Consider the following 18,246-nt stretch of genomic DNA (forward strand, 5'->3'; position numbering starts at 1 on the left):
TTCTAGTGGTTCAAGCTATTTATTCAATAGCAAAACTGCGCTGGAACGCAATGATGCAACCTGGAAACGGCCGTTGGACGCGCTCGCCGGCGCCGTGTTCAGGGTGTCGGGCAAGGCCGGACGACGCGGCGGGCTCCTGCCCGCAAGAAGGCGCAACGCCGCATGGCGCCCTGAACGCGGTGGTGCTGGCGGGGCATAGCGCGCTCGCCCATCGGGTGGACGTCAGGGAAACCATCAAACATCGATTCCATGCACCCTGGAACAAGGCCCCAAACGGTCTCGACGGCCGGTTCTAGGTTCAATACAGCTGCAGGCTGATCCAGTAGGCAATGGCAGCCACAAAAGCGCTGGCCGGGATCGTCAGAATCCAGGCCCAGATGATGTTGCCCGCCACGCCCCAGCGCACCGCACTGGCCCGCTGCACAGAACCCACGCCGACGATGGCGCCAGTGATGGTGTGGGTGGTGGAAACTGGAATGCCCAGCAGCGTCGCCGTGAACAGCGTGATCGCGCCGCCAGTTTCCGCGCAGAAACCACCCACCGGTTTGAGCTTGGTGATCTTCTGGCCCATGGTTTTGACGATGCGCCAGCCCCCGAACATGGTGCCCAGGGCAATGGCTGTGTAGCAGCTGATGATGGTCCAGAGCGGGGGCGCATCGTCTCCCGGCGCTGCGTAGCCGGTGGCGATCAGCAGCAGCCAGATGATGCCTATGGTCTTTTGCGCATCGTTGCCGCCATGGCCGAGACTGTAGGCCCCCGCAGAGACCAGTTGCAGGCGGCGGAACCATTTGTCAATGCGGCTCGGCCGGGCGCGGCGAAAAACCCAGGCCACGGCCACCATCATCAACGAGCCGAACAGAAAACCGAGCAGTGGCGAGAGAAAGATAAAGGCGACGGTCTTGAAAATGCCCGATGCCACCAGCGCGCCAGCGCCGGTCTTGGCCATCACGGCCCCCACAATGCCACCGATCAAGGCATGCGAAGAACTACTGGGAATTCCGTAGTACCAGGTGATCAAGTTCCAGGTGATCGCGCCCATTAACGCGCCAAACACCACATGGGTATCCACCACCCCCGGCTGGACGATGCCCTTGCCAATGGTGGCCGCCACGCTGAGGTGGAAGACAAAAATCGCGATGAAGTTGAAAAAGGCGGCAAACACCACGGCCTGCCCCGGCTTGAGTACCCCTGTGGAGACCACGGTGGCAATCGAGTTGGCGGCGTCGTGAAAGCCGTTCATGAAGTCAAAGACGATGGCCAAGGCCACCAGCAGCGCCACGACCCACAGGGCAGTCTGTACGGTTTGCATTACAGGCGGGAGCGCAGGCTCAGGAATTTTCGAGGACGATGCCCTCGATCAGGTTGGCGACGTCTTCGCACTTGTCCGTAATCGTCTCAAGCAGCTCGTAGATGGCTTTGAGCTTGATCAGCTCGCGCACGTCGGGCTCCTCGCGAAACAACTTGCTCATGGCGCTGCGCAGCACGCGGTCGGCATCGCTCTCGAGCTTGTCGATCTCCTCACAGGTCTTGAGCGCGGCTTCGGCCGTCGCGTTGTCGGCCAGCTTGTTCAAGAGCTTGACGGCATCGCGCATGCGCTCCACGGACTTGACACTCAACTGCGTCAGGCGCGTGATCTCCTCAGTCATCTCGCGGATATCGTAGAGGCTCATGGTCTCGGCGGAATCCTGGATCAGGTCCGCCACGTCGTCCATGGTGTTGATGAGGGTATGGATCTGCTCGCGGTCGATCGGGGTGATGAAGGTCTTGTGAACCGCCTTGTTCACCTCGTGGGTGATGCGGTCGGCTGCGCGCTCGGCGCTGTCCACGTCGTGCGCATATTTCTCGCGCAGGTGGGGTTCGTTGTAGTGGGCTACCAACTGCTCGAACGCATGGGCTGCTTCTACGATGAGCTCCGCATGCTGGTTGAACATTTCGAAAAAGTTGCCTTCGCGCGGCAAGAGCTTGCCAAACAGCATGTGGAACTCCAGGGGAATACGGAAAGAAACGTCAGAGGCGTGACGAAACCACGGAGCGGGTTTCGAGAAAGTGGCGCGAGTTTACCGCGTGCATTCCTCTGCCGATGAAGGGAAACTGACGGCAAGCGACTTGCCCACAGGTCAGGCGCCAAACGAAAGCGGCGCCAGCTCCCGCGAAGGAAGTGGCGCCCCTGGCTTGGCAGCAAGGATGGTGAGTGCTGGCAGACGGCCAGCACCGGCATTTACTCGCCCAGATAGGCCGCACGCACCTTCGGGTCGCTCAGCAACTCTTTGCCCGGCCCGGTCATGGTGATGATGCCCGACTCCATCACGTAGCCACGGTTGGCAATGGCCAATGCGCGGCTGGCGTTCTGCTCGACCAGCAGCACCGTGACACCCTGGGCGTACACGTCGCGCACCACTTCAAAAATCTTGTCCACCATGATGGGGGACAGCCCCATGGAAGGCTCGTCCAGAAGCAGCAGCTTGGGCTGGCTCATCAGCGCGCGCGCCATGGCCAGCATTTGCTGCTCACCGCCCGACATCGTGCCAGCGAGCTGATCACGGCGCTCCTTGAGGCGCGGAAACAGCGCAAACATGCGATCAATGTCGGCCAGAATGCCTGCCTTGTCGCGACGAATGAACGCGCCCATTTGCAGGTTTTCGACGATGGTCATGCGTGCGAACACGCCGCGCCCTTCGGGCACCATCACCAGGCCCTTTTTCACCAGATCCCAGGCGCCCTGCCCTCGGATGCTCTCGCCCTGGTAACGGATATCGCCATCGGAAAAGGTCAGCGACCCCGTGATGGCCTTCATGGTGGTGGTCTTGCCAGCGCCGTTGGAGCCAATCAGCGATACCAGCTCGCCGGTCCGCACTTCAAAATCGATCCCCTTGACAGCCTGAATGCCGCCATAGCCCACTTTGAGGCTGCTGACCTGCAAAAGGATGTTGTTGTTCTGCTCGGCCATGCTCAGTGTCCTCCGGTGCCCAGATAGGCCTCAATGACTTTTTCGTCCTTCTGCACGTCGGCGGGCGTTCCTTCGGCAATCTGCTTGCCGTAGTCGAGCACGGTGACGCGATCGCACAGACCCATCACCAGCTTGACGTCGTGTTCGATCAACAAAATCGTGCGGTTGTCCTTGCGGATGCGATCGATCAACTCGCGCAGCATCACCTTTTCGGTGGCGTTCATGCCGGCAGCCGGCTCGTCAAGCGCGATCAGTTGCGGGTCGGTGGCCAGCGCGCGGGCAATTTCCAGGCGCCGCTGGTCGCCGTAGCTTAGCGTGCGCGCCTTGTAGTCGGCGTAGCTGCCAATCCCCACATAGTCGAGCAGCTCCTGCGCCCGCTTGGCGATCTGGGCCTCTTCCCGCTTGAAACTCTTGGTGCGAAACACCGCGCCAAAGAGCCCGGAGTGGGTCCGGATGTGCCGCCCCACCATGACGTTCTCAAGCGCCGTCATCTCGGCAAACAGCCGAATGTTCTGGAACGTGCGGGCAATGCCCGCCTTGGCCACCAGGTGCACCGCTTTGGGTGCGTAAGGCTTGCCCGCCAGCTCGAAGGTGCCGCTGTCGGGCGTGTAGAGCCCGGTGATGACGTTGAAGAAGGTGGTTTTACCGGCGCCGTTGGGGCCGATCAGGCCATAGACCTGACCGCGCTTGATGGTGATGCCGACGTCCGAGAGCGCCTGCAAGCCACCAAACCGCTTGGAAATACCGGTGACCTTGAGCACCGGCGCATTGGAATTCTCTGCCATGTTGTGTCTTTCTGCGGTGTTCAGGTCTTCTGCTCCAGGCTCTTGCCGTGGTCAGGTGCGGGCCACAGGCCGCGGGGACGTATCAGCATCACGATGATCATGGCCAGCGCAATCAGCAACTGGCGCAGGATGGCCGAATCCAGCCGCCCGTCGGTCATGGCCTGGAGCGGGCCCGCCACATAGCGCAGCACTTCGGGCAATGCCGAGAGGAGAACGGCACCCAGAATCACGCCGGGAATGTGGCCGATGCCACCAAGCACCACCATGGCGACGATCATGACCGACTCCATCAGGCTGAACGACTCAGGCGAGACGAAACCCTGGAAGGAGGCGAACATCACGCCCGAGACGCCGCCAAACGAGGCGCCCATGCCGAACGCCAGAAGCTTCATGTTGCGGGTGTTGATGCCCATGGCCTTGGCGGCGATTTCATCTTCGCGAATCGCCATCCAGGCGCGGCCAATGCGCGAGTCCTGCAGTCGGTAGCACACCAGCACCGTGACGAGCACCAAAGCCAGGAAGAGGTAGTAATACATCGACACCGAATTGATGGCAATGCCGAAAAGCTCCTGGTTCTTTCCGAAATTGAACCCAAAGATGTGGACCGAATCGATCTGCCCCAAGCCCTTGGGACCGTTGGTGATGTTGATCGGGTGGTCCAGGTTGTTCATGAAGATGCGGATGATCTCCCCGAACCCCAGAGTCACGATGGCCAGGTAGTCGCCACGCAGCTTGAGCACCGGCACCCCAAGAATCACCCCCGTGGTCGCCGCAAGCACCAGCGCCAGCGGAATGACCAACCACATCGAAAAGTGCAGTCCATTGGGGAACATCGCCGCAAAACTGGCGAAGGTGTCTGCAAGATGGGGCGAGGCCAGCAGAGCGAACAAGTAGGCGCCCACGGCGTAGAAAGCGACGTAGCCCAAGTCAAGCAAACCGGCATAGCCCACCACGATGTTCAGCCCCAGGGCCAGCATGACGTACAGCAGCGCCAGGTCGGCAATGCGCACCCAGGCGTTGCCGAAGTACTGCAGGATCAGGGGCAGCACCAGCAGCGCGATGGCGCCGATGATCCATTTGGCAAGATTTTTCTGTTTCATGGTCAAGTCCTCAGGCGCGGTCGGCCACACGTTCGCCAAACAGGCCCGATGGCCGCAGCGTCAGGATGATGATCAGCACGATGAACGCAAAGATGTCGGCGTAGTTGCTGCCAAGAATGCCACCCGTGAGCGTGCCGATGTAGCCTGAACCAATGGCTTCAATCAAGCCCAGCAAAATGCCGCCGACCACCGCACCGGCCAGGTTGCCAATGCCGCCAAACACCGCCGCCGTGAACGCCTTGAGGCCGGGCAAAAAGCCCATGGTGTGCTGCGCCGTGCCGTAGTTCGACGCGTACATGATGCCGGCGATGGCCGCCAGGATGGCGCCGATGATGAAGGTGGCCGAAATCACCATGTCGGGTTTGACACCCATCAAGGCCGCAACCCGCGGGTTCTCTGCCGTGGCCCGCATGGCGCGACCCAGGTTGGTGTAACCCACCAGCCAGGACAGGATCGCCAGCGATATCGCCGTGACGCCAAGAATCAGGATCTGCGTGGAAGTGATCACCGCGCCACCCAGTTCAAAGGGCGTAGCCGGCAACAAGGTGGGATACGGCTTGTAGTTGGGCTTCCAGATGATCATGGCCAGCGTCTGCAGCAGGATCGACATGCCCAGAGCGGTGATCAGCGGAGCCAGGCGCGACGCATTGCGCAGCGGCCGATAGGCCACCTTTTCAATCGTGAAGTTCAGCGCCGCAGCCACAATGCAGGCAATGATGGTGGCGAGCAGCAAAACGAGCCAGCCCGGTGCCCAAGGCATCGCCGACTGCATCATGCCGATGCAACTCCAACTGGTAAGTGCACCGATCATCAGCACCTCTCCGTGTGCGAAATTGATCAGTTGAATAATGCCGTACACCATCGTGTAGCCCAAGGCTATCAAGGCGTACATGCTGCCGAGAACCAGACCGTTGATGATCTGTTGCAGCAAGATTTCCATAAGAGGTCCTTCGTTTGTGACGGGCTCGGAATGCAGGCACCTTGTGCGGGTGTGGCCTTGTGGGCCCGTCTGCCATCTAGCAAAAAACCCGCCAGGAAAGCTGCCGCGCGGGTTTGAAGGCGGAATTGTAGCGAGATGCAAACCCACCACGGACGCGGGTTTGGAGGGGTTTTCCCTTGGGTTTGCGGCGCATCAGAGGGATGCGTAAAACATAAGATTTGCTAATTTACGTGCACACTGCTGGTGCATGGCCTAATTGATCAAGGCCTATTTCGGCGCGCCATCGCCGCCGCCAGCACGCAGGTTGCGTGAGCGCAGCTCGTCCAGCTTTTCGGCGATCCGAATCTCCAGGCCGCGCCGCACTGGCTTGTAGAACCCTGGCGCTTGCATGCCCTCAGGCAGGTAGGTCTCCCCTGCGGCAAAGCCATCCGCCTCGTCGTGTGCGTAGCGGTAGCCTTTGCCGTAGTCGAGTTGCTTCATCAGCTTCGTCGGCGCGTTGCGCAAATGCATGGGAACGGGCCGTGTCCCGTCTTGCTTGATGAAGGCGCGCGCCGCGTTGTAGGCTTTGTAGACCGCGTTCGATTTCGGTGCCACGGCCAGATACACCACGCATTCGGCCAGCGCCAGCTCACCTTCCGGGCTGCCCAGGCGCTCGTAGACCTCGGTAGCATCGAGCGCCAGGCGCAGCGCGCGCGGGTCGGCCAGGCCGATGTCTTCGCTGGCCATGCGCACCATGCGCCGTGCCATGTAGCGCGGGTCGGCGCCGCCGTCGAGCATGCGCACCAGCCAGTAGAGCGCGGCGTCGGGGTCCGAGCCGCGCACGGCCTTGTGCAGCGCGCTGATGGTGTCGTAGAACTGCTCGCCGCCTTTGTCGTAGCGGCGCATGCGCTCGCCCAGCACGCGCAGCAGCCAGACGTCGGTGATCTCACCGACTTTCTCTTGCTCAGCCGCCATGGCCAAGGTTTCCAGTGTGTTCAGCAGGCGCCGGGCGTCGCCGTCGGCGTAAGCCACCAAGCGCTCTACCGCTACGCTTTCAATAGCTGGTAGCGCTTGTTCCGCCTGCGCCAGAGCCACAATTTGCTTTAAATCCCCAGGCCCGAGCGGCTCCAGCACATAGACCGTGGCGCGCGAGAGCAGTGCAGAATTTACCTCGAACGACGGGTTCTCGGTGGTGGCGCCGACAAAGGTGAAAAGGCCCGATTCGACATGCGGCAAGAACGCATCCTGCTGCGACTTGTTGAAGCGGTGCACTTCGTCGACAAAAACGATGGTGCGCCGCTGCTCCAGGCCGTCCCGCGCAGCCGTGGCCCGCTCGACGGCTTCGCGAATGTCCTTGACGCCCCCGAGCACCGCGCTGATCGCAATGAACTGCGCATCAAACGCATCGGCCATCAGGCGGGCGATCGTCGTCTTGCCGGTGCCAGGCGGCCCCCACAGGATGCAGGAATGCGGCCTGCCCGACTCGAACGCCAGGCGCAGCGGCATGCCGGGGCCGAGCAGCTGCGTCTGCCCAATCACCTCACCCAGGGTTTTGGGGCGCAGACGCTCGGCCAGCGGCTGGTGGGCAAGCGCCGCGCGGGCAGCGCGGTCCTGCGAAACATTGGAAGGATGGATGGTAGGCACGTCGGTCATCAAAAACTCCATCGGCCGCTTGCCTACGGCATCACATTGGATTGCGACCGGCCGTGCGCTGCCCTGGGCGATGGGTGTGCATCTCGCACACCGTGGTCGCAACCTATCGCTGCGCCCTTCAGGAAATGCTGGTCGGCTGGTGCCGATTCAGAATTTCCTTGACCCCTGGCTCCTCCACCTCGGGAACCATGACCTTGACCTGCATCGTCGTGTCGTCGCTGTAGATCTTCTCGCGCGGGAGGCCGCCATTCACCAACTCATCAACAACGTTGGCAACGGTAGCCTTGCTGGCATAAGTAGCTGTGAGAGTTTTGAGCATCAGGTTCTCCTTCTGGCGGGTTGATCTTTCGATATCGAATACACGGATACGCAGGTAAAAGCGGCCGGCCCGAGTGCGCCTTCATGGCTTTGTGCCCTGTGCCGCCTGCTCGGCATATGGGTTCATGGCCATCGTTGGCATGATATCCGCCAGGTGCACCACCTGCTCCACCCTGGCAACACGCGTCGCGTGAAGGACAGGCCAGAACGCATCGACAGGGCCTATTGTTTGAGCACGTCCGCGCCATGCGGCACCTTGAAATCAAAGGTGGCCGAAGGCAAGTCGGGGTTGGCCTGCACGTTCTCAAAGCGGATCACCGAGCGCTGGCCAAAGCTATCCAAAATTTCCAGCGCTGCCAACTGCTCGCCACGCAAGCCCACCCGCACGCCTTGCAGCTGACCGTCTTTGGCCTTGGGCGTTGCGTTCACCCACTGCAAGCCGTCCTGCTCAGGGGCCGATTCCAGGACAAAGTCCTTCGTCAGCGCCTGCAGGTTCGGGGCGGACGCCAGCAGCGCCGCCGGCGTGCTGCCCAGCGCTTTGGATTGGGCGCGCTCGGTCACCTGGTTCAGATCGGCGTCGTACAGCCACAGCGTCTTGCCGTCGGCAACAATGGTTTGCACGAACGGCTTCTTGTAGTCAAAGCGGAACTGCCCCGGTCGCTCAAAAGCAAAACTTCCGCTCGACGTCTTGGTGCGCGGAGCCTGGCCGTTCTTCGCCGGCGCCGTCACTTCCTGCGTGAACTCGGCCTGCGCCGAGCGCGTGTTCTGCATAAAGGATTCAAGGCTTTTTAACCCGTCAGCGCTTGCTGCACAAGCGCTGGCAGCTATGAAAATTGCAGTGATTGTCTTTTTCATTTACGTAACCTTAGAAGTCAACTTCCGTTCTAACGCAGCAAGAGCAACCACCAACGTAGGAAGAAGGGCGCGCCACTTACCAGCGAAAGCCGCGCAAGGGCCTGGGCCGGCCGCGCCGCCCCGCCCCGCCCGCGCTGGCTTTGTCCCCTTCCGCAGCGCACAGCGCTGCAAGAGAAGGGGCTGAGGGGCGCGGCTCCAAGCCTGCCTACGCCGGCTTGGACGTCCCCGAAGAGCTTCCGCCTCTGGCGGTTGCACCGAGCGGCGCAGCCGCTCAGGGGGACGCGCCGATTACTCTCTCGCAGGAACAAGAACTTCCCGCTGGCCGCTCGTGGTCAGTCCGCTGACCAAGCCCGCCTTTTCCATGTCTTCCAAGAGGCGCGCCGAGCGGTTGTAGCCGATACGCAGCTTGCGCTGCACGTAGCTGATGCTGGCCTTGCGGTCCTTGAGCACGATCTCGACGGCCTGGTCATACATCGGGTCCTTCTCGCCGCCAGTCTCGCCATCGAGCGATAGATCGCCGTCCCCATCCACGGTTCCGCCCTCAAGCACGCCCTCGATGTAATCGGGCTCGCCCTGGCTCTTCAAGTAGCTGACCACGCGGTGCACCTCCTCGTCGCTGACAAACGCGCCGTGCACGCGCACCGGCAAGCCCGTGCCGCTGGCCATGTACAACATGTCGCCCATGCCCAGCAGCGCTTCGGCGCCCATCTGGTCCAGGATGGTGCGGCTGTCGATCTTGCTCGACACCTGGAAGGCAATGCGGGTGGGTATGTTGGCCTTGATGAGACCGGTGATCACGTCGACGCTGGGGCGCTGGGTGGCCAGAATGAGGTGGATGCCGGCGGCGCGCGCCTTTTGCGCCAGGCGTGCAATCAGCTCCTCGATCTTCTTGCCGACGACCATCATCAGGTCGGCCAGCTCGTCGATGACGACGACGATGTGCGGCAAGCGCTCCAGGGGCTCGGGCTCTTCGGGTGTCAGGCTGAAGGGGTTGGGAAGGGTTTCGCCCCGCACCTTGGCTTCGTCGATCTTGACGTTGTAGCCCGCCAAGTTGCGTACGCCCAGCTTGCTCATGAGCTTGTAGCGCCGCTCCATCTCGCCCACACACCAGTTCAGGCCGTTGGCAGCCTGCTTCATGTCCGTCACCACGGGCGCGAGCAGGTGCGGAATGCCTTCGTAGACCGACATTTCCAGCATCTTGGGGTCGATCATCAGCAGGCGCACGTCGCGCGCCTCGGCCTTGTAGAGCAGGCTCAGAATCATGGCGTTGATGCCCACCGACTTGCCCGAGCCCGTGGTGCCGGCCACCAGCACGTGCGGCATCTTGGCCAGATCGGCCACCACCGGGTTGCCGACAATGTCCTTGCCCAGGCCCATGGTGAGCATGGACTTGCCTTCGTGGTAAATCTGCGAGCCCAAAATTTCAGAGAGTTTGATGGTCTGGCGCTTGGCGTTCGGCAATTCGAGCGCCATGAAATTCTTGCCCGGAATGGTTTCAACCACGCGGATCGACACCAGGCTGAGCGAGCGCGCCAGATCCTTGGCCAGTCCCACAATCTGCGAGCCCTTGACGCCTGTGGCCGGTTCGATTTCGTAGCGCGTAATCACCGGGCCGGGCATGGCGGCCACGACACGCACCTCGACACCGAAGTCCTTGAGCTTCTTCTCGATCATGCGGCTGGTCATTTCCAGCGTTTCGGGCGAGACGCTTTCGCGCTGCTGCTGCGCAGCGTCCAGCAGATCCACTTGGGGCAGGCGGCTGTCGGGCAGATCGATAAACAAGGGCTTTTGCCGCTCTTTCACCACGCGCGTGCTCTGCGGCACGTCGACCAGCACCGGCTCGATGATCTTGACCGGAACCGGGTGCTGCGCCTCGATGTCGCTGCGCTCGCCTGTCAGTACTTCCTCACGTGCGCGCGCCGCGCGGCGGCCTTCCGCAAGATCGATTGCCACCTCGCGCCGGGCGCGGCGCGACTGCAGCAGCGCATCCATGCGCGCACCCAGGCCTTCTGCCAACGGCCCCCAGGAAAAGCGCAGCACCCATGCCGCGCCCAAGACCACCAGCACGATGCCCAAGAGGCCCGAACCCGTGAAACCCAGCCAGCGCATTGCCAGGGGCCCCATCACATGGCCCAACACGCCGCCAGCGTCGCCGGGCAACAGCGCCTCAAATCGGTACAGGCGGGTCCATTCCAGCATGCAGCTGGCGGTCATCAAAAGCGCCAGGCCGCCCCAAAAAAGCCCACGCCGGAGCGCCGGATGCCGGGGTGGCGCGCTTTGGGCCGGTGCGCCGCCACGCAGCAGGCGCGCCAGCGAGGAAATCCAGGCGCGCACTCCGGCGGCCAGACACCACCAGACCGAAAAACCGAAGGCGAAATAGCTCACGTCGGCCAGCCAGGCGCCGGCCAGCCCGATGCGGTTGTGCACCGCCGTCCTGGCAGCAGCGCCCGAAGTGGACCAAGCAGGATCCTGCGGCGCATAGCTCCATAGCGCCAGGATCCACACCAGCAAGAGCACAAAGCCCGCCACCAGGGTGATTTCGTGGCCAAAACGTGCGCCAGGGCTGCGCGGACCGGCCTTGCCGGCCGAAGAAGCGTTCAAAGTATTGAGGGAGTACGTCATAAGCGAAGCGCTGAAGCTTACCGCAGCCCCTGCGTCAACCCAGGGTTTGGAGCCGGCTTTTGAGCAGCGTGACCCCGCTGGGCAGGGTTTCAATAAACCCTCGTACTTCCAGGTCCTTCATCACCCGGCTGACCATCTCGCGCGAGGCGCCAATCGTCTTGGCCATGTCCTGGCGCGACACTTTTTCAAGGATGCGCGCGCCGCCCTCGCCGTCCGGCTCGGCCAAGTCCAGCAAGGCGTGCGCCACACGCCCATACACATCAAGCAGGGCCAGCGACTCGATCTTGCGATCGGCGTGGCGCAGGCGCTTGACCAGGCCGCGCATCACCACCAGCGACATGCTGACGTTTTCCGCCAGGCAGCGCGTGAATTCGGCGCGGCCCAGTTCCAGTACGTCGGTCTGCACCAGGGCATGCACCGATGCCGAATGCGGTTCGTTGTCGATGATGCTCATCTCGCCCAGATAGTCGCCCGGCATCAGCGTGGCCAAAATGACCTCGCGCCCGCGCGTGTCGGACGCGCTGACACGCGCCCGCCCGGTCAACAGCAGATACAGCGCATCGGACTTTTGCCCCTGCACCACCAGCGCTTCGCCACGCTTAAAGCGCCGTTTGCTCACCGCACTGCCCAGCGCTTCGGCCTGGTGCACCGTAAGACGAGAAAACAGCGGTACGCGCCGCAACAGATCAAGATTGGTCACGATGGCCATGCAGATACTTCCTTGAGAAAGCTCACAGAGTCGGCCCGTCGGGGGCCGGGCTAGCGCCGTTTGTCCGATACTTGGGGCTTGTCTTGTCGCGTCCCGACACCTAGCTTGCGGGGCGAACCAACCCGATCTTTTACCATGCCCACTCCCCAGCACGCCCAAGTTCTCATCCTCGGCTCCGGCCCCGCCGGCTACACCGCCGCCATCTATGCGGCCCGTGCCAACCTCAAGCCCGTACTCATCACCGGCATGGCCCAGGGCGGTCAACTCACCACTACCACCGAAGTCGACAACTGGCCGGCCGACGTGCATGGTGTGCAGGGCCCCGAGCTGATGCAGCGGTTTCTCGAGCACGCCGAGCGCTTCAAGACGCAGATCATTTACGACCACATCACACAGGTCGACCTGAGTCAACGGCCCTTCGTGCTCTCGGGAGACACCGGCGGCTACACCTGCGATGCGCTCATCATCGCCACCGGCGCCTCGGCCAAATACCTGGGCCTCCCGTCGGAAGAGGCCTTCATGGGCAAGGGCGTCTCGGGCTGCGCCACCTGCGACGGCTTTTTCTACCGCGAGCAGGAGGTCTGCGTGATCGGAGGCGGCAACACCGCCGTCGAAGAGGCCCTGTACCTCTCGAACATCGCGAGCAAAGTCACGCTCGTCCATCGGCGCGACAAGTTCAAGGCCGAACCGATTCTGATAGACAAGATGATGGAGAAGGTCGCCGCCGGCAAGATCGTGCTCAAGACCTTCTTCACGCTGGACGAAGTGCTGGGCGACATCACCGGCGTCACCGGCGTGCGCATCAAAAGCACGCAGGACGGCCACACCGAAGATCTCACGCTGCAGGGCTGCTTCATCGCCATCGGACACGCACCCAACACCGACATCTTCCAGGGTCAACTGAAAATGGAGAACGGCTACATCGTCACCCAGGGCGGCATGCAAAGCTTTGCCACACAAACTTCGGTGCCCGGCGTGTTTGCTGCGGGCGACGTACAGGACCACGTCTACCGCCAGGCCATCACCAGCGCCGGCACGGGGTGCATGGCGGCTCTGGACGCGCAGCGCTACCTTGAGCAGCAATAGACAACCCGAAGCGGGCTATAATTTGCGGCTTTGTTAAATTTGTGCCCCGTTGCGTACGGAGCCTTCGGTCTTGCAGACCAAAGACAAATCGGGTTACCGCCACCCTTTCTGGCGAGGTGAGGCCGCATTGCAAGCCCTCGGAATGCTCCGGAGGCGCCCGCAAACGGCCGTTGAAAAGTATCGGAGTGTCCACATGGCACGCGTCTGCGAAGTCACGGGTAAGAAGCCCATGGTCGGGAACAATGTTTCCCACGCCAACAACAAAACCAAGCGCCGGTTTCTGCCGAACCTGCAATACCGCCGTTTCTGGGTCGAGACTGAAAACCGCTGGGTGCGCCTGCGCATTTCCAACGCCGGTTTGCGTCTGATCGACAAGAACGGTATTGATTCTGTGCTCGCAGACCTGCGCGCACGTGGCCAGGCTTAAGGAGAACCACCATGGCAAGCAAAGGCGGACGCGACAAGATCAAGCTGGAATCCACTGCGGGGACCGGTCATTTCTACACCACCACCAAGAACAAGAAGACGATGCCCGAGAAAATGCTGATCATGAAATTTGATCCCAAGGCACGCAAGCACGTCGAGTACAAGGAAATGAAGCTGAAGTAATTCAGCCGCCCTTGCGGGCGTTTTCCCTGCCAAAAGCCGCCCGGTGCAAGCCGGGCGGCTTTTTTGTCCTCTCTCGCTCAGGCTTTGCGCTCCCACACCGCTGCAAAGAACCCGTCGGTATGGTGGCGATGCGGCCACAGGCGCAGGTAACGCGTGCCGGCGTCTCCCCCGCTGCACAAGGAGGCAGCATCGGCTACCTTGAGTTGCGCCAACACCTCGCCCGCCTCCAGCGGAACAAACTCGGGGTGGGCCTTTGAGAAGGCCTCGGCAATCGCCTCGTTCTCTTGCGGGAGCACGCTGCAGGTGGCGTAGACCAGGCGCCCGCCGGGCTTGAGCAGGCGCGCACTGCTTTCCAGGATGGCTGCCTGCTTCGCCGTCAGCTCGTCCAGCGCCTCGGGGCTCTGGCGCCACTTCAAATCCGGGTTGCGCCGCAGCGTACCCAGGCCCGAGCAGGGTGCATCCACCAGCACCCGATCGATCTTGCCGGCCAGGCGCTTGATGCGCTCGTCGCGCTCATGCGCAATGGCCGCAGGGTGCACGTTGGAGAGCCCGCTGCGCGCCAGGCGCGGCTTGAGCGCGTCCAACCGGTGGGCGGAGACGTCAAACGCATACAAGCGCCCGGTGCTGCGCATGCTCGCGCCGAGCGCCAGCGTCTTGCCACCCGCACCAGCACAAAAATCCACCACCATTTCGCCGCGCTTGGCGTCCACCAAAAGCGCCAACAGCTGCGAGCCTTCGTCCTGTACCTCAATGGCGCCGCGCACAAAAGCGGGCAGCTTGGACAGTTGCGGCTTGCCCACCACGCGCAGGCCCCAGGGTGAATACGGAGTTACTTCTGATTTGATAGCTGCTTGGGCAATCTCAGCCTGGACTTGAGGCCGTTTTTCCTTCAAGGCGTTGACCCGCAGATCCAGCGGCGCGCCCTGCGACATCGCCATGACCTCGGGCCAGAAGGCGTCTCCCAGCTGCTCTTTGAGCGGCGCCACCAGCCATTCGGGCAGGTTGTGGCGGTGGCGCTCCAGCAGATCGCTCTGTTGCACGGCGTCACACTGTGCCAGCCATTGCTGCTCCCGATCGCTGAGCGCGCCGCGCAGAAAGTCGCGCGCACCGTGTTTGGCCAGCGGGTTGCTGCGTCGCGCTTCTTCGTCCTGCCAGTGGGCAAAACCCAGAATCGCCAGGCGCCGCTCGCGCGGGCCCGATCCCGAAGGCGCCATGTGGTCAAAGAGCAATTTCTTGCGCAGCACGGTGTAGACGGTTTCGGCCAGAGCCGCGCGCTCGCGCTGGCCCAGGCCCCGGTTGTCGCGAAAAAAGCGTGAGACCACCGCGTCGGCAGGGTGCTCAAAAGTGAGTGCGAGGCGTACGAGCTGCGCGCAGGCGTCGATAAGGGCGTTGGGGTGCATTGCACGATTGTCCCATTCGAAGCAAACCAGCACCTACGACAGCCTACCTGGTTGCGAAGCAGCGTCCTACAGCTCGTTTCGCTGCCCGCGCCTAGCCTGATGAAAGGCTTTGCCCCTGCAGTAAAAAGGAAACACCATGGACTATCTTCTACAAGGCATGTTTGGCGAGCGGTCGCTGACCAAGGTGGCCGGCATCTTTCTCCTGCGCGCTCAGGCCGAATCCGCTCTGGAACAATTGCGCAACAGGGCGGGCCTGGACGGTTCTCAGGTGCGTCTGCTGCGGCCAGAAGACGCTGACACCTCCCACGGCGAACTGTTTGGCCGCGCCGTGGAGCCTGAATCGGAGGGCGTGGCACGGACGCTTGTTCAAACCCACGTTGTGGGTGGTTTTGCCGGAGCAGTGCTCGGCGTCGCGCTGTTTCTCTGGCTCTCGCGTGCGGACAACCCGCTGGTTGCCAGCAGTCCGGTGGTGGCGTTTGTTGCCATCGTGGGTTTTGGGATTACGTTCGGCTTGCTTGCAGCAGGCTTGCTGGCCCTGCGGCCAGACCACATTTTGCTCATCAGCCGGCTGCGCACCGCCCTCAGGGAAAATCGCTGGGCGGTCGTCGTGCACCCCGTGAACCGTGCCCAAACGGCCAAGGCCAAACAGGTCCTGGAAGAGGTTCAGGCGGAAGTGGTCAGCACCGCCTGACACACTGCTGCCCGCTGGAAAAACCCGCGCACAGCGCGCGGGTAAATCACGTGTTCCTGGGTCAGCACCCGTGCGGCCAAGGTATCTGCGGTATCGCCTGGCATGACAGGCACCACCGCCTGCTCCACTATGGGCCCTACGTCCAGTTCGCTCGTCACTTGATGGACTGTGACGCCGGCAAATTTGCATCCCGCTGCCAATGCGCGCCTGTGCGTCTGCAGACCGGGGAAAGCCGGCAGCAGCGACGGGTGGATGTTGAGCAAACGCCCTGCGTAATGGTCTACGAAACCTGGGCTCAAGATGCGCATGAACCCCGCGAGCACCACCAGATCGGGCGCATAGGCATCGACGCGGCGCGCCAGCTCCGCGTCAAAATCCTCACGCGAATCAAAACCTTTGTGGTCGAGCACCTGCGTCGCAATGCCGCGCGCCTGCGCAAAGGCCAGGCCACCCGCATCGGCCCGGTTGCTCAGCACTGCAGCGACGCGCACGCCCAATTTGCGCTCCCAGTCTTCCCGCTCGGCTGCGCGCACGATGGCCGCCATGTTGGAGCCGCCGCCAGAGATGAGAATGACAATGTTTTTCATATAAGCGTGTGAGGTACTTTCGCGTGCCCGTAAAAGTCCCTTGCACGCCCCTCCAATTATCCCGCCATGCCCTTTGACGCCCATATCCAACCACTGACCGACATCGAAGCCCGCGTGCTCGCCACCTTGATGGAAAAGGCGCGCACCGTGCCCGACAGCTATCCGCTCTCGCTCACCAGCCTGGTGGCGGGCTGCAACCAGAAAACCACGCGCGAGCCGGTCATGCAGTTGAGCGACGCCGCGGTGCTGCAAGCGCTGGAGGAACTGCGCGGCAACAACCTGGTCTTCGAGAGCAGCGGCTCGCGCACCACGCGCTACGAGCACAACTTCCAGCGCGGCATGGGCGTGCCCGAGCAGTCCGCCGTGCTGCTGGGTCTTTTGATGCTGCGCGGCCCACAGACGGCGGCCGAGCTGCGCACCAACGCCGAGCGCTGGTATCGCTTTGCCGATATCTCCTCCGTCGAGGCCTTCCTTGACGAATTGCAGGAACGCTCTGAAGAAAAAGGCGGGCCGCTGACCGTGCTGCTGCCGCGCGCTCCCGGCGCCCGCGAATCGCGCTGGATGCACCTGCTGTGTGGCCCGGTGGACCTGTCGCAACCCGCTGCAGCGCCCCAAGCGGGCGCTTTGGGAGAACGTGTCGCCCAGCTCGAAGCCCAGGTCGCGCAACTGCAGGCTACCGTGCAGCAACTGTGCACCGAGCTGGGCCTGCCCATGTCGCCGCCCGGACAGGCTTAAAACGAACGACCGTGCTACAAAAGAAGCTTCACTGGAGACAAGCCTCATGGATCTCGCATTTACCCCCGAAGAGCAAAGCTTTCGCGAAGAAGTCCGCACCTGGGTGCAGGCCAACCTGCCCAAGGACATCGCCCACAAGGTGCACAACGCCCTGCGCCTGACGCGCGGCGACATGCAGAACTGGGCCAAGATTCTTGGCAAAAAAGGCTGGCTGGGCTTTGGTTGGCCCAAGGAATTCGGCGGCCCAGGCTGGACCGCCGTGCAAAAGCACCTGTTTGAAGAAGAATGCGCACTGGCTGGCGCCCCGCGCATCATCCCCTTTGGCCCGGTGATGGTGGCGCCCGTCATCATGGCGTTTGGCAATGCCGAGCAGCAAAAACGCTTCTTGCCTGGCATCGCCAGCGGCGAGGTCTGGTGGAGCCAGGGCTACAGCGAACCCGGCTCGGGCTCGGACCTGGCCAGCGTCAAGACCCGCGCCGAGCGCGTGGGCGACAAATACATCGTCAACGGCCAGAAGACCTGGACCACGCTCGGCCAGTACGGCGACTGGATGTTCAACCTGGTGCGCACCAGCACCGAGGGCAAGCCGCAGACGGGCATCTCTTTCCTGCTGCTCGACATGAAGTCGCCCGGCGTCACGGTGCGCCCGATCAAGCTGCTCGACGGTGAGTGCGAAGTCAACGAGGTGTTCTTCGACAACGTCGAAGTGCCGGCGGAAAACCTCATTGGCGAAGAGAACAAGGGCTGGACCTACGCCAAACACCTGCTCAGCCACGAGCGCACCAACATTGCCGACGTGAACCGCAGCAAGCGCGAACTGGAGCGTTTGAAGCGCATCGCCAAGCGCGAAGGCGTGTGGGACGACCAGAGGTTCCGTGACCAGATCGCCCTGCTGGAAGTGGACATCGTGGCACTGGAGATGCTGGTGCTGCGCGTGCTGTCCAACGAAAAATCCGGCAAGAACTCGCTTGACATTGCCGGCCTGCTCAAGATCAAGGGCAGCGAGATCCAGCAGCGTTACGGCGAATTGATGATGCTGGCCGCAGGGCCCTTTGCCCTGCCATTCATCGAAGAAGCCATGGAGGCCGGCTGGCAGGGGAACTTCCCTGGCGGCGAGACCGCCAATGCGCCGCTGGCATCGACCTACTTCAACCTGCGCAAGACCACCATTTACGGTGGCAGCAACGAAGTGCAGCGCAACATCGTGGCCCAGACCGTTCTCGGCTAAGG

General features: G+C 62.4%; 19 protein-coding genes. 6 read left to right on the forward strand and 13 right to left on the reverse strand.

Features of this window, described 5'->3' with window-relative positions; all coding sequences use genetic code 11:
- Positions 1 to 298: 298 nt before the first annotated feature.
- The 11 genes from C6571_RS03235 to C6571_RS03285 form a co-directional block, all read right to left on the reverse strand.
- Positions 299 to 1,309, reverse strand: a complete 1,011-nt coding sequence (locus tag C6571_RS03235) for an inorganic phosphate transporter (protein ID WP_106445415.1) — start codon at positions 1,307 to 1,309, stop codon at positions 299 to 301.
- A 19-nt stretch (positions 1,310 to 1,328) separates the two neighbouring features.
- Positions 1,329 to 1,976 carry a DUF47 domain-containing protein gene (locus tag C6571_RS03240; RefSeq protein WP_106445416.1) on the reverse strand — a complete coding sequence of 216 codons (648 nt, stop codon included), beginning with the start codon at positions 1,974 to 1,976 and terminating at the stop codon, positions 1,329 to 1,331.
- A 242-nt stretch (positions 1,977 to 2,218) separates the two neighbouring features.
- Positions 2,219 to 2,947 carry an ABC transporter ATP-binding protein gene (locus C6571_RS03245; protein WP_106445417.1) on the reverse strand — a complete coding sequence of 243 codons (729 nt, stop codon included), beginning with the start codon at positions 2,945 to 2,947 and terminating at the stop codon, positions 2,219 to 2,221.
- A gap of 2 nt (positions 2,948 to 2,949) precedes the next feature.
- Entirely contained in the window at positions 2,950 to 3,732 is a 783-nt protein-coding gene (locus C6571_RS03250; protein ID WP_106445418.1) for an ABC transporter ATP-binding protein, read from the reverse strand.
- A gap of 20 nt (positions 3,733 to 3,752) precedes the next feature.
- Positions 3,753 to 4,871, reverse strand: a complete 1,119-nt coding sequence (locus tag C6571_RS03255) for an ABC transporter permease subunit (protein WP_420852909.1) — start codon at positions 4,869 to 4,871, stop codon at positions 3,753 to 3,755.
- Positions 4,843 to 5,772, reverse strand: coding sequence for a branched-chain amino acid ABC transporter permease (locus C6571_RS03260; RefSeq protein WP_106445419.1), 930 nt, complete (start codon positions 5,770 to 5,772; stop codon positions 4,843 to 4,845). The genes C6571_RS03255 and C6571_RS03260 overlap by 29 nt, the downstream gene beginning before the upstream one ends.
- A gap of 267 nt (positions 5,773 to 6,039) precedes the next feature.
- On the reverse strand, positions 6,040 to 7,404 hold the full coding sequence (locus tag C6571_RS03265) for a replication-associated recombination protein A (RefSeq protein ID WP_245901373.1): 1,365 nt from the start codon (positions 7,402 to 7,404) through the stop codon (positions 6,040 to 6,042).
- 118 nt (positions 7,405 to 7,522) lie between these two features.
- Positions 7,523 to 7,723: a hypothetical protein gene (locus C6571_RS03270; RefSeq protein WP_106445420.1), complete on the reverse strand. Its 201-nt coding sequence runs from the start codon at positions 7,721 to 7,723 to the stop codon at positions 7,523 to 7,525.
- A gap of 221 nt (positions 7,724 to 7,944) precedes the next feature.
- Positions 7,945 to 8,577 carry an outer membrane lipoprotein periplasmic chaperone LolA gene (gene lolA, locus C6571_RS03275; RefSeq protein WP_106445421.1) on the reverse strand — a complete coding sequence of 211 codons (633 nt, stop codon included), beginning with the start codon at positions 8,575 to 8,577 and terminating at the stop codon, positions 7,945 to 7,947.
- 288 nt (positions 8,578 to 8,865) lie between these two features.
- Positions 8,866 to 11,199 carry a DNA translocase FtsK gene (locus C6571_RS03280; RefSeq protein ID WP_106445422.1) on the reverse strand — a complete coding sequence of 778 codons (2,334 nt, stop codon included), beginning with the start codon at positions 11,197 to 11,199 and terminating at the stop codon, positions 8,866 to 8,868.
- A gap of 34 nt (positions 11,200 to 11,233) precedes the next feature.
- Entirely contained in the window at positions 11,234 to 11,908 is a 675-nt protein-coding gene (locus C6571_RS03285; RefSeq protein WP_106445423.1) for a Crp/Fnr family transcriptional regulator, read from the reverse strand.
- Positions 11,909 to 12,043: 135 nt separating this feature from the next.
- Between C6571_RS03285 and trxB the strand changes: the two genes are divergently transcribed.
- The 3 genes from trxB to rpmG all read left to right on the forward strand — a co-directional run bounded on the left by trxB (position 12,044) and on the right by rpmG (position 13,603).
- The gene (gene trxB / locus C6571_RS03290) at positions 12,044 to 12,994 is read left to right on the forward strand and encodes a thioredoxin-disulfide reductase (protein WP_106445424.1); all 951 of its coding nucleotides are present in this window, start codon (positions 12,044 to 12,046) and stop codon (positions 12,992 to 12,994) included.
- A gap of 193 nt (positions 12,995 to 13,187) precedes the next feature.
- Positions 13,188 to 13,421 carry a 50S ribosomal protein L28 gene (gene rpmB / locus C6571_RS03295; RefSeq protein WP_106445425.1) on the forward strand — a complete coding sequence of 78 codons (234 nt, stop codon included), beginning with the start codon at positions 13,188 to 13,190 and terminating at the stop codon, positions 13,419 to 13,421.
- A gap of 11 nt (positions 13,422 to 13,432) precedes the next feature.
- A complete protein-coding gene (rpmG, locus tag C6571_RS03300; RefSeq protein ID WP_008904999.1) occupies positions 13,433 to 13,603 on the forward strand; it encodes a 50S ribosomal protein L33 in 171 nt (56 codons plus the stop codon).
- 77 nt (positions 13,604 to 13,680) lie between these two features.
- Here rpmG and C6571_RS03305 read toward each other — a convergent pair whose 3' ends face one another.
- The gene (locus C6571_RS03305; protein ID WP_106445426.1) at positions 13,681 to 15,003 is read right to left on the reverse strand and encodes an RsmB/NOP family class I SAM-dependent RNA methyltransferase; all 1,323 of its coding nucleotides are present in this window, start codon (positions 15,001 to 15,003) and stop codon (positions 13,681 to 13,683) included.
- 136 nt (positions 15,004 to 15,139) lie between these two features.
- Here C6571_RS03305 and C6571_RS03310 point away from each other — a divergent pair, with 136 nt between their 5' ends.
- Positions 15,140 to 15,694: a hypothetical protein gene (locus C6571_RS03310; RefSeq protein ID WP_106445427.1), complete on the forward strand. Its 555-nt coding sequence runs from the start codon at positions 15,140 to 15,142 to the stop codon at positions 15,692 to 15,694.
- Here C6571_RS03310 and purN read toward each other — a convergent pair.
- Positions 15,667 to 16,281, reverse strand: coding sequence for a phosphoribosylglycinamide formyltransferase (purN, locus tag C6571_RS03315; protein ID WP_106445428.1), 615 nt, complete (start codon positions 16,279 to 16,281; stop codon positions 15,667 to 15,669). The two genes, C6571_RS03310 and purN, sit on opposite strands and share 28 nt — an antisense overlap.
- Before the next feature lie 66 nt (positions 16,282 to 16,347).
- Between purN and C6571_RS03320 the strand changes: the two genes are divergently transcribed.
- Both C6571_RS03320 and C6571_RS03325 read left to right on the forward strand, forming a co-directional pair.
- Complete coding sequence (locus tag C6571_RS03320; protein WP_106445429.1) at positions 16,348 to 17,016, forward strand: YceH family protein; 669 nt, start codon at positions 16,348 to 16,350, stop codon at positions 17,014 to 17,016.
- 46 nt (positions 17,017 to 17,062) lie between these two features.
- Positions 17,063 to 18,244, forward strand: a complete 1,182-nt coding sequence (locus C6571_RS03325; RefSeq protein WP_106445430.1) for an acyl-CoA dehydrogenase family protein — start codon at positions 17,063 to 17,065, stop codon at positions 18,242 to 18,244.
- Positions 18,245 to 18,246: the final 2 nt, after the last annotated feature.

This window comes from Simplicispira suum, assembly GCF_003008595.1.
Taxonomy (GTDB): Bacteria; Pseudomonadota; Gammaproteobacteria; order Burkholderiales; family Burkholderiaceae_C; genus Simplicispira; species Simplicispira suum.

Excerpts from the sequence above, each read along its gene's own strand:
- C6571_RS03235 (WP_106445415.1), bottom strand. The coding sequence starts at position 1,309 with ATGCAAACCGTACAGACTGCCCTGTGGGTCGTGGCGCTGCTGGTGGCC.
- C6571_RS03240 (WP_106445416.1), bottom strand. The coding sequence starts at position 1,976 with ATGCTGTTTGGCAAGCTCTTGCCGCGCGAAGGCAACTTTTTCGAAATG.
- C6571_RS03245 (WP_106445417.1), bottom strand. The coding sequence starts at position 2,947 with ATGGCCGAGCAGAACAACAACATCCTTTTGCAGGTCAGCAGCCTCAAA.
- C6571_RS03250 (WP_106445418.1), bottom strand. The coding sequence starts at position 3,732 with ATGGCAGAGAATTCCAATGCGCCGGTGCTCAAGGTCACCGGTATTTCC.
- C6571_RS03260 (WP_106445419.1), bottom strand. The coding sequence starts at position 5,772 with ATGGAAATCTTGCTGCAACAGATCATCAACGGTCTGGTTCTCGGCAGC.
- C6571_RS03265 (WP_245901373.1), bottom strand. The coding sequence starts at position 7,404 with ATGACCGACGTGCCTACCATCCATCCTTCCAATGTTTCGCAGGACCGC.
- C6571_RS03270 (WP_106445420.1), bottom strand. The coding sequence starts at position 7,723 with ATGCTCAAAACTCTCACAGCTACTTATGCCAGCAAGGCTACCGTTGCC.
- lolA (WP_106445421.1), bottom strand. The coding sequence starts at position 8,577 with ATGAAAAAGACAATCACTGCAATTTTCATAGCTGCCAGCGCTTGTGCA.
- C6571_RS03280 (WP_106445422.1), bottom strand. The coding sequence starts at position 11,199 with ATGACGTACTCCCTCAATACTTTGAACGCTTCTTCGGCCGGCAAGGCC.
- C6571_RS03285 (WP_106445423.1), bottom strand. The coding sequence starts at position 11,908 with ATGGCCATCGTGACCAATCTTGATCTGTTGCGGCGCGTACCGCTGTTT.
- trxB (WP_106445424.1), top strand. The coding sequence starts at position 12,044 with ATGCCCACTCCCCAGCACGCCCAAGTTCTCATCCTCGGCTCCGGCCCC.
- rpmB (WP_106445425.1), top strand. The coding sequence starts at position 13,188 with ATGGCACGCGTCTGCGAAGTCACGGGTAAGAAGCCCATGGTCGGGAAC.
- rpmG (WP_008904999.1), top strand. The coding sequence starts at position 13,433 with ATGGCAAGCAAAGGCGGACGCGACAAGATCAAGCTGGAATCCACTGCG.
- C6571_RS03305 (WP_106445426.1), bottom strand. The coding sequence starts at position 15,003 with ATGCACCCCAACGCCCTTATCGACGCCTGCGCGCAGCTCGTACGCCTC.
- C6571_RS03310 (WP_106445427.1), top strand. The coding sequence starts at position 15,140 with ATGGACTATCTTCTACAAGGCATGTTTGGCGAGCGGTCGCTGACCAAG.
- purN (WP_106445428.1), bottom strand. The coding sequence starts at position 16,281 with ATGAAAAACATTGTCATTCTCATCTCTGGCGGCGGCTCCAACATGGCG.
- C6571_RS03320 (WP_106445429.1), top strand. The coding sequence starts at position 16,348 with ATGCCCTTTGACGCCCATATCCAACCACTGACCGACATCGAAGCCCGC.
- C6571_RS03325 (WP_106445430.1), top strand. The coding sequence starts at position 17,063 with ATGGATCTCGCATTTACCCCCGAAGAGCAAAGCTTTCGCGAAGAAGTC.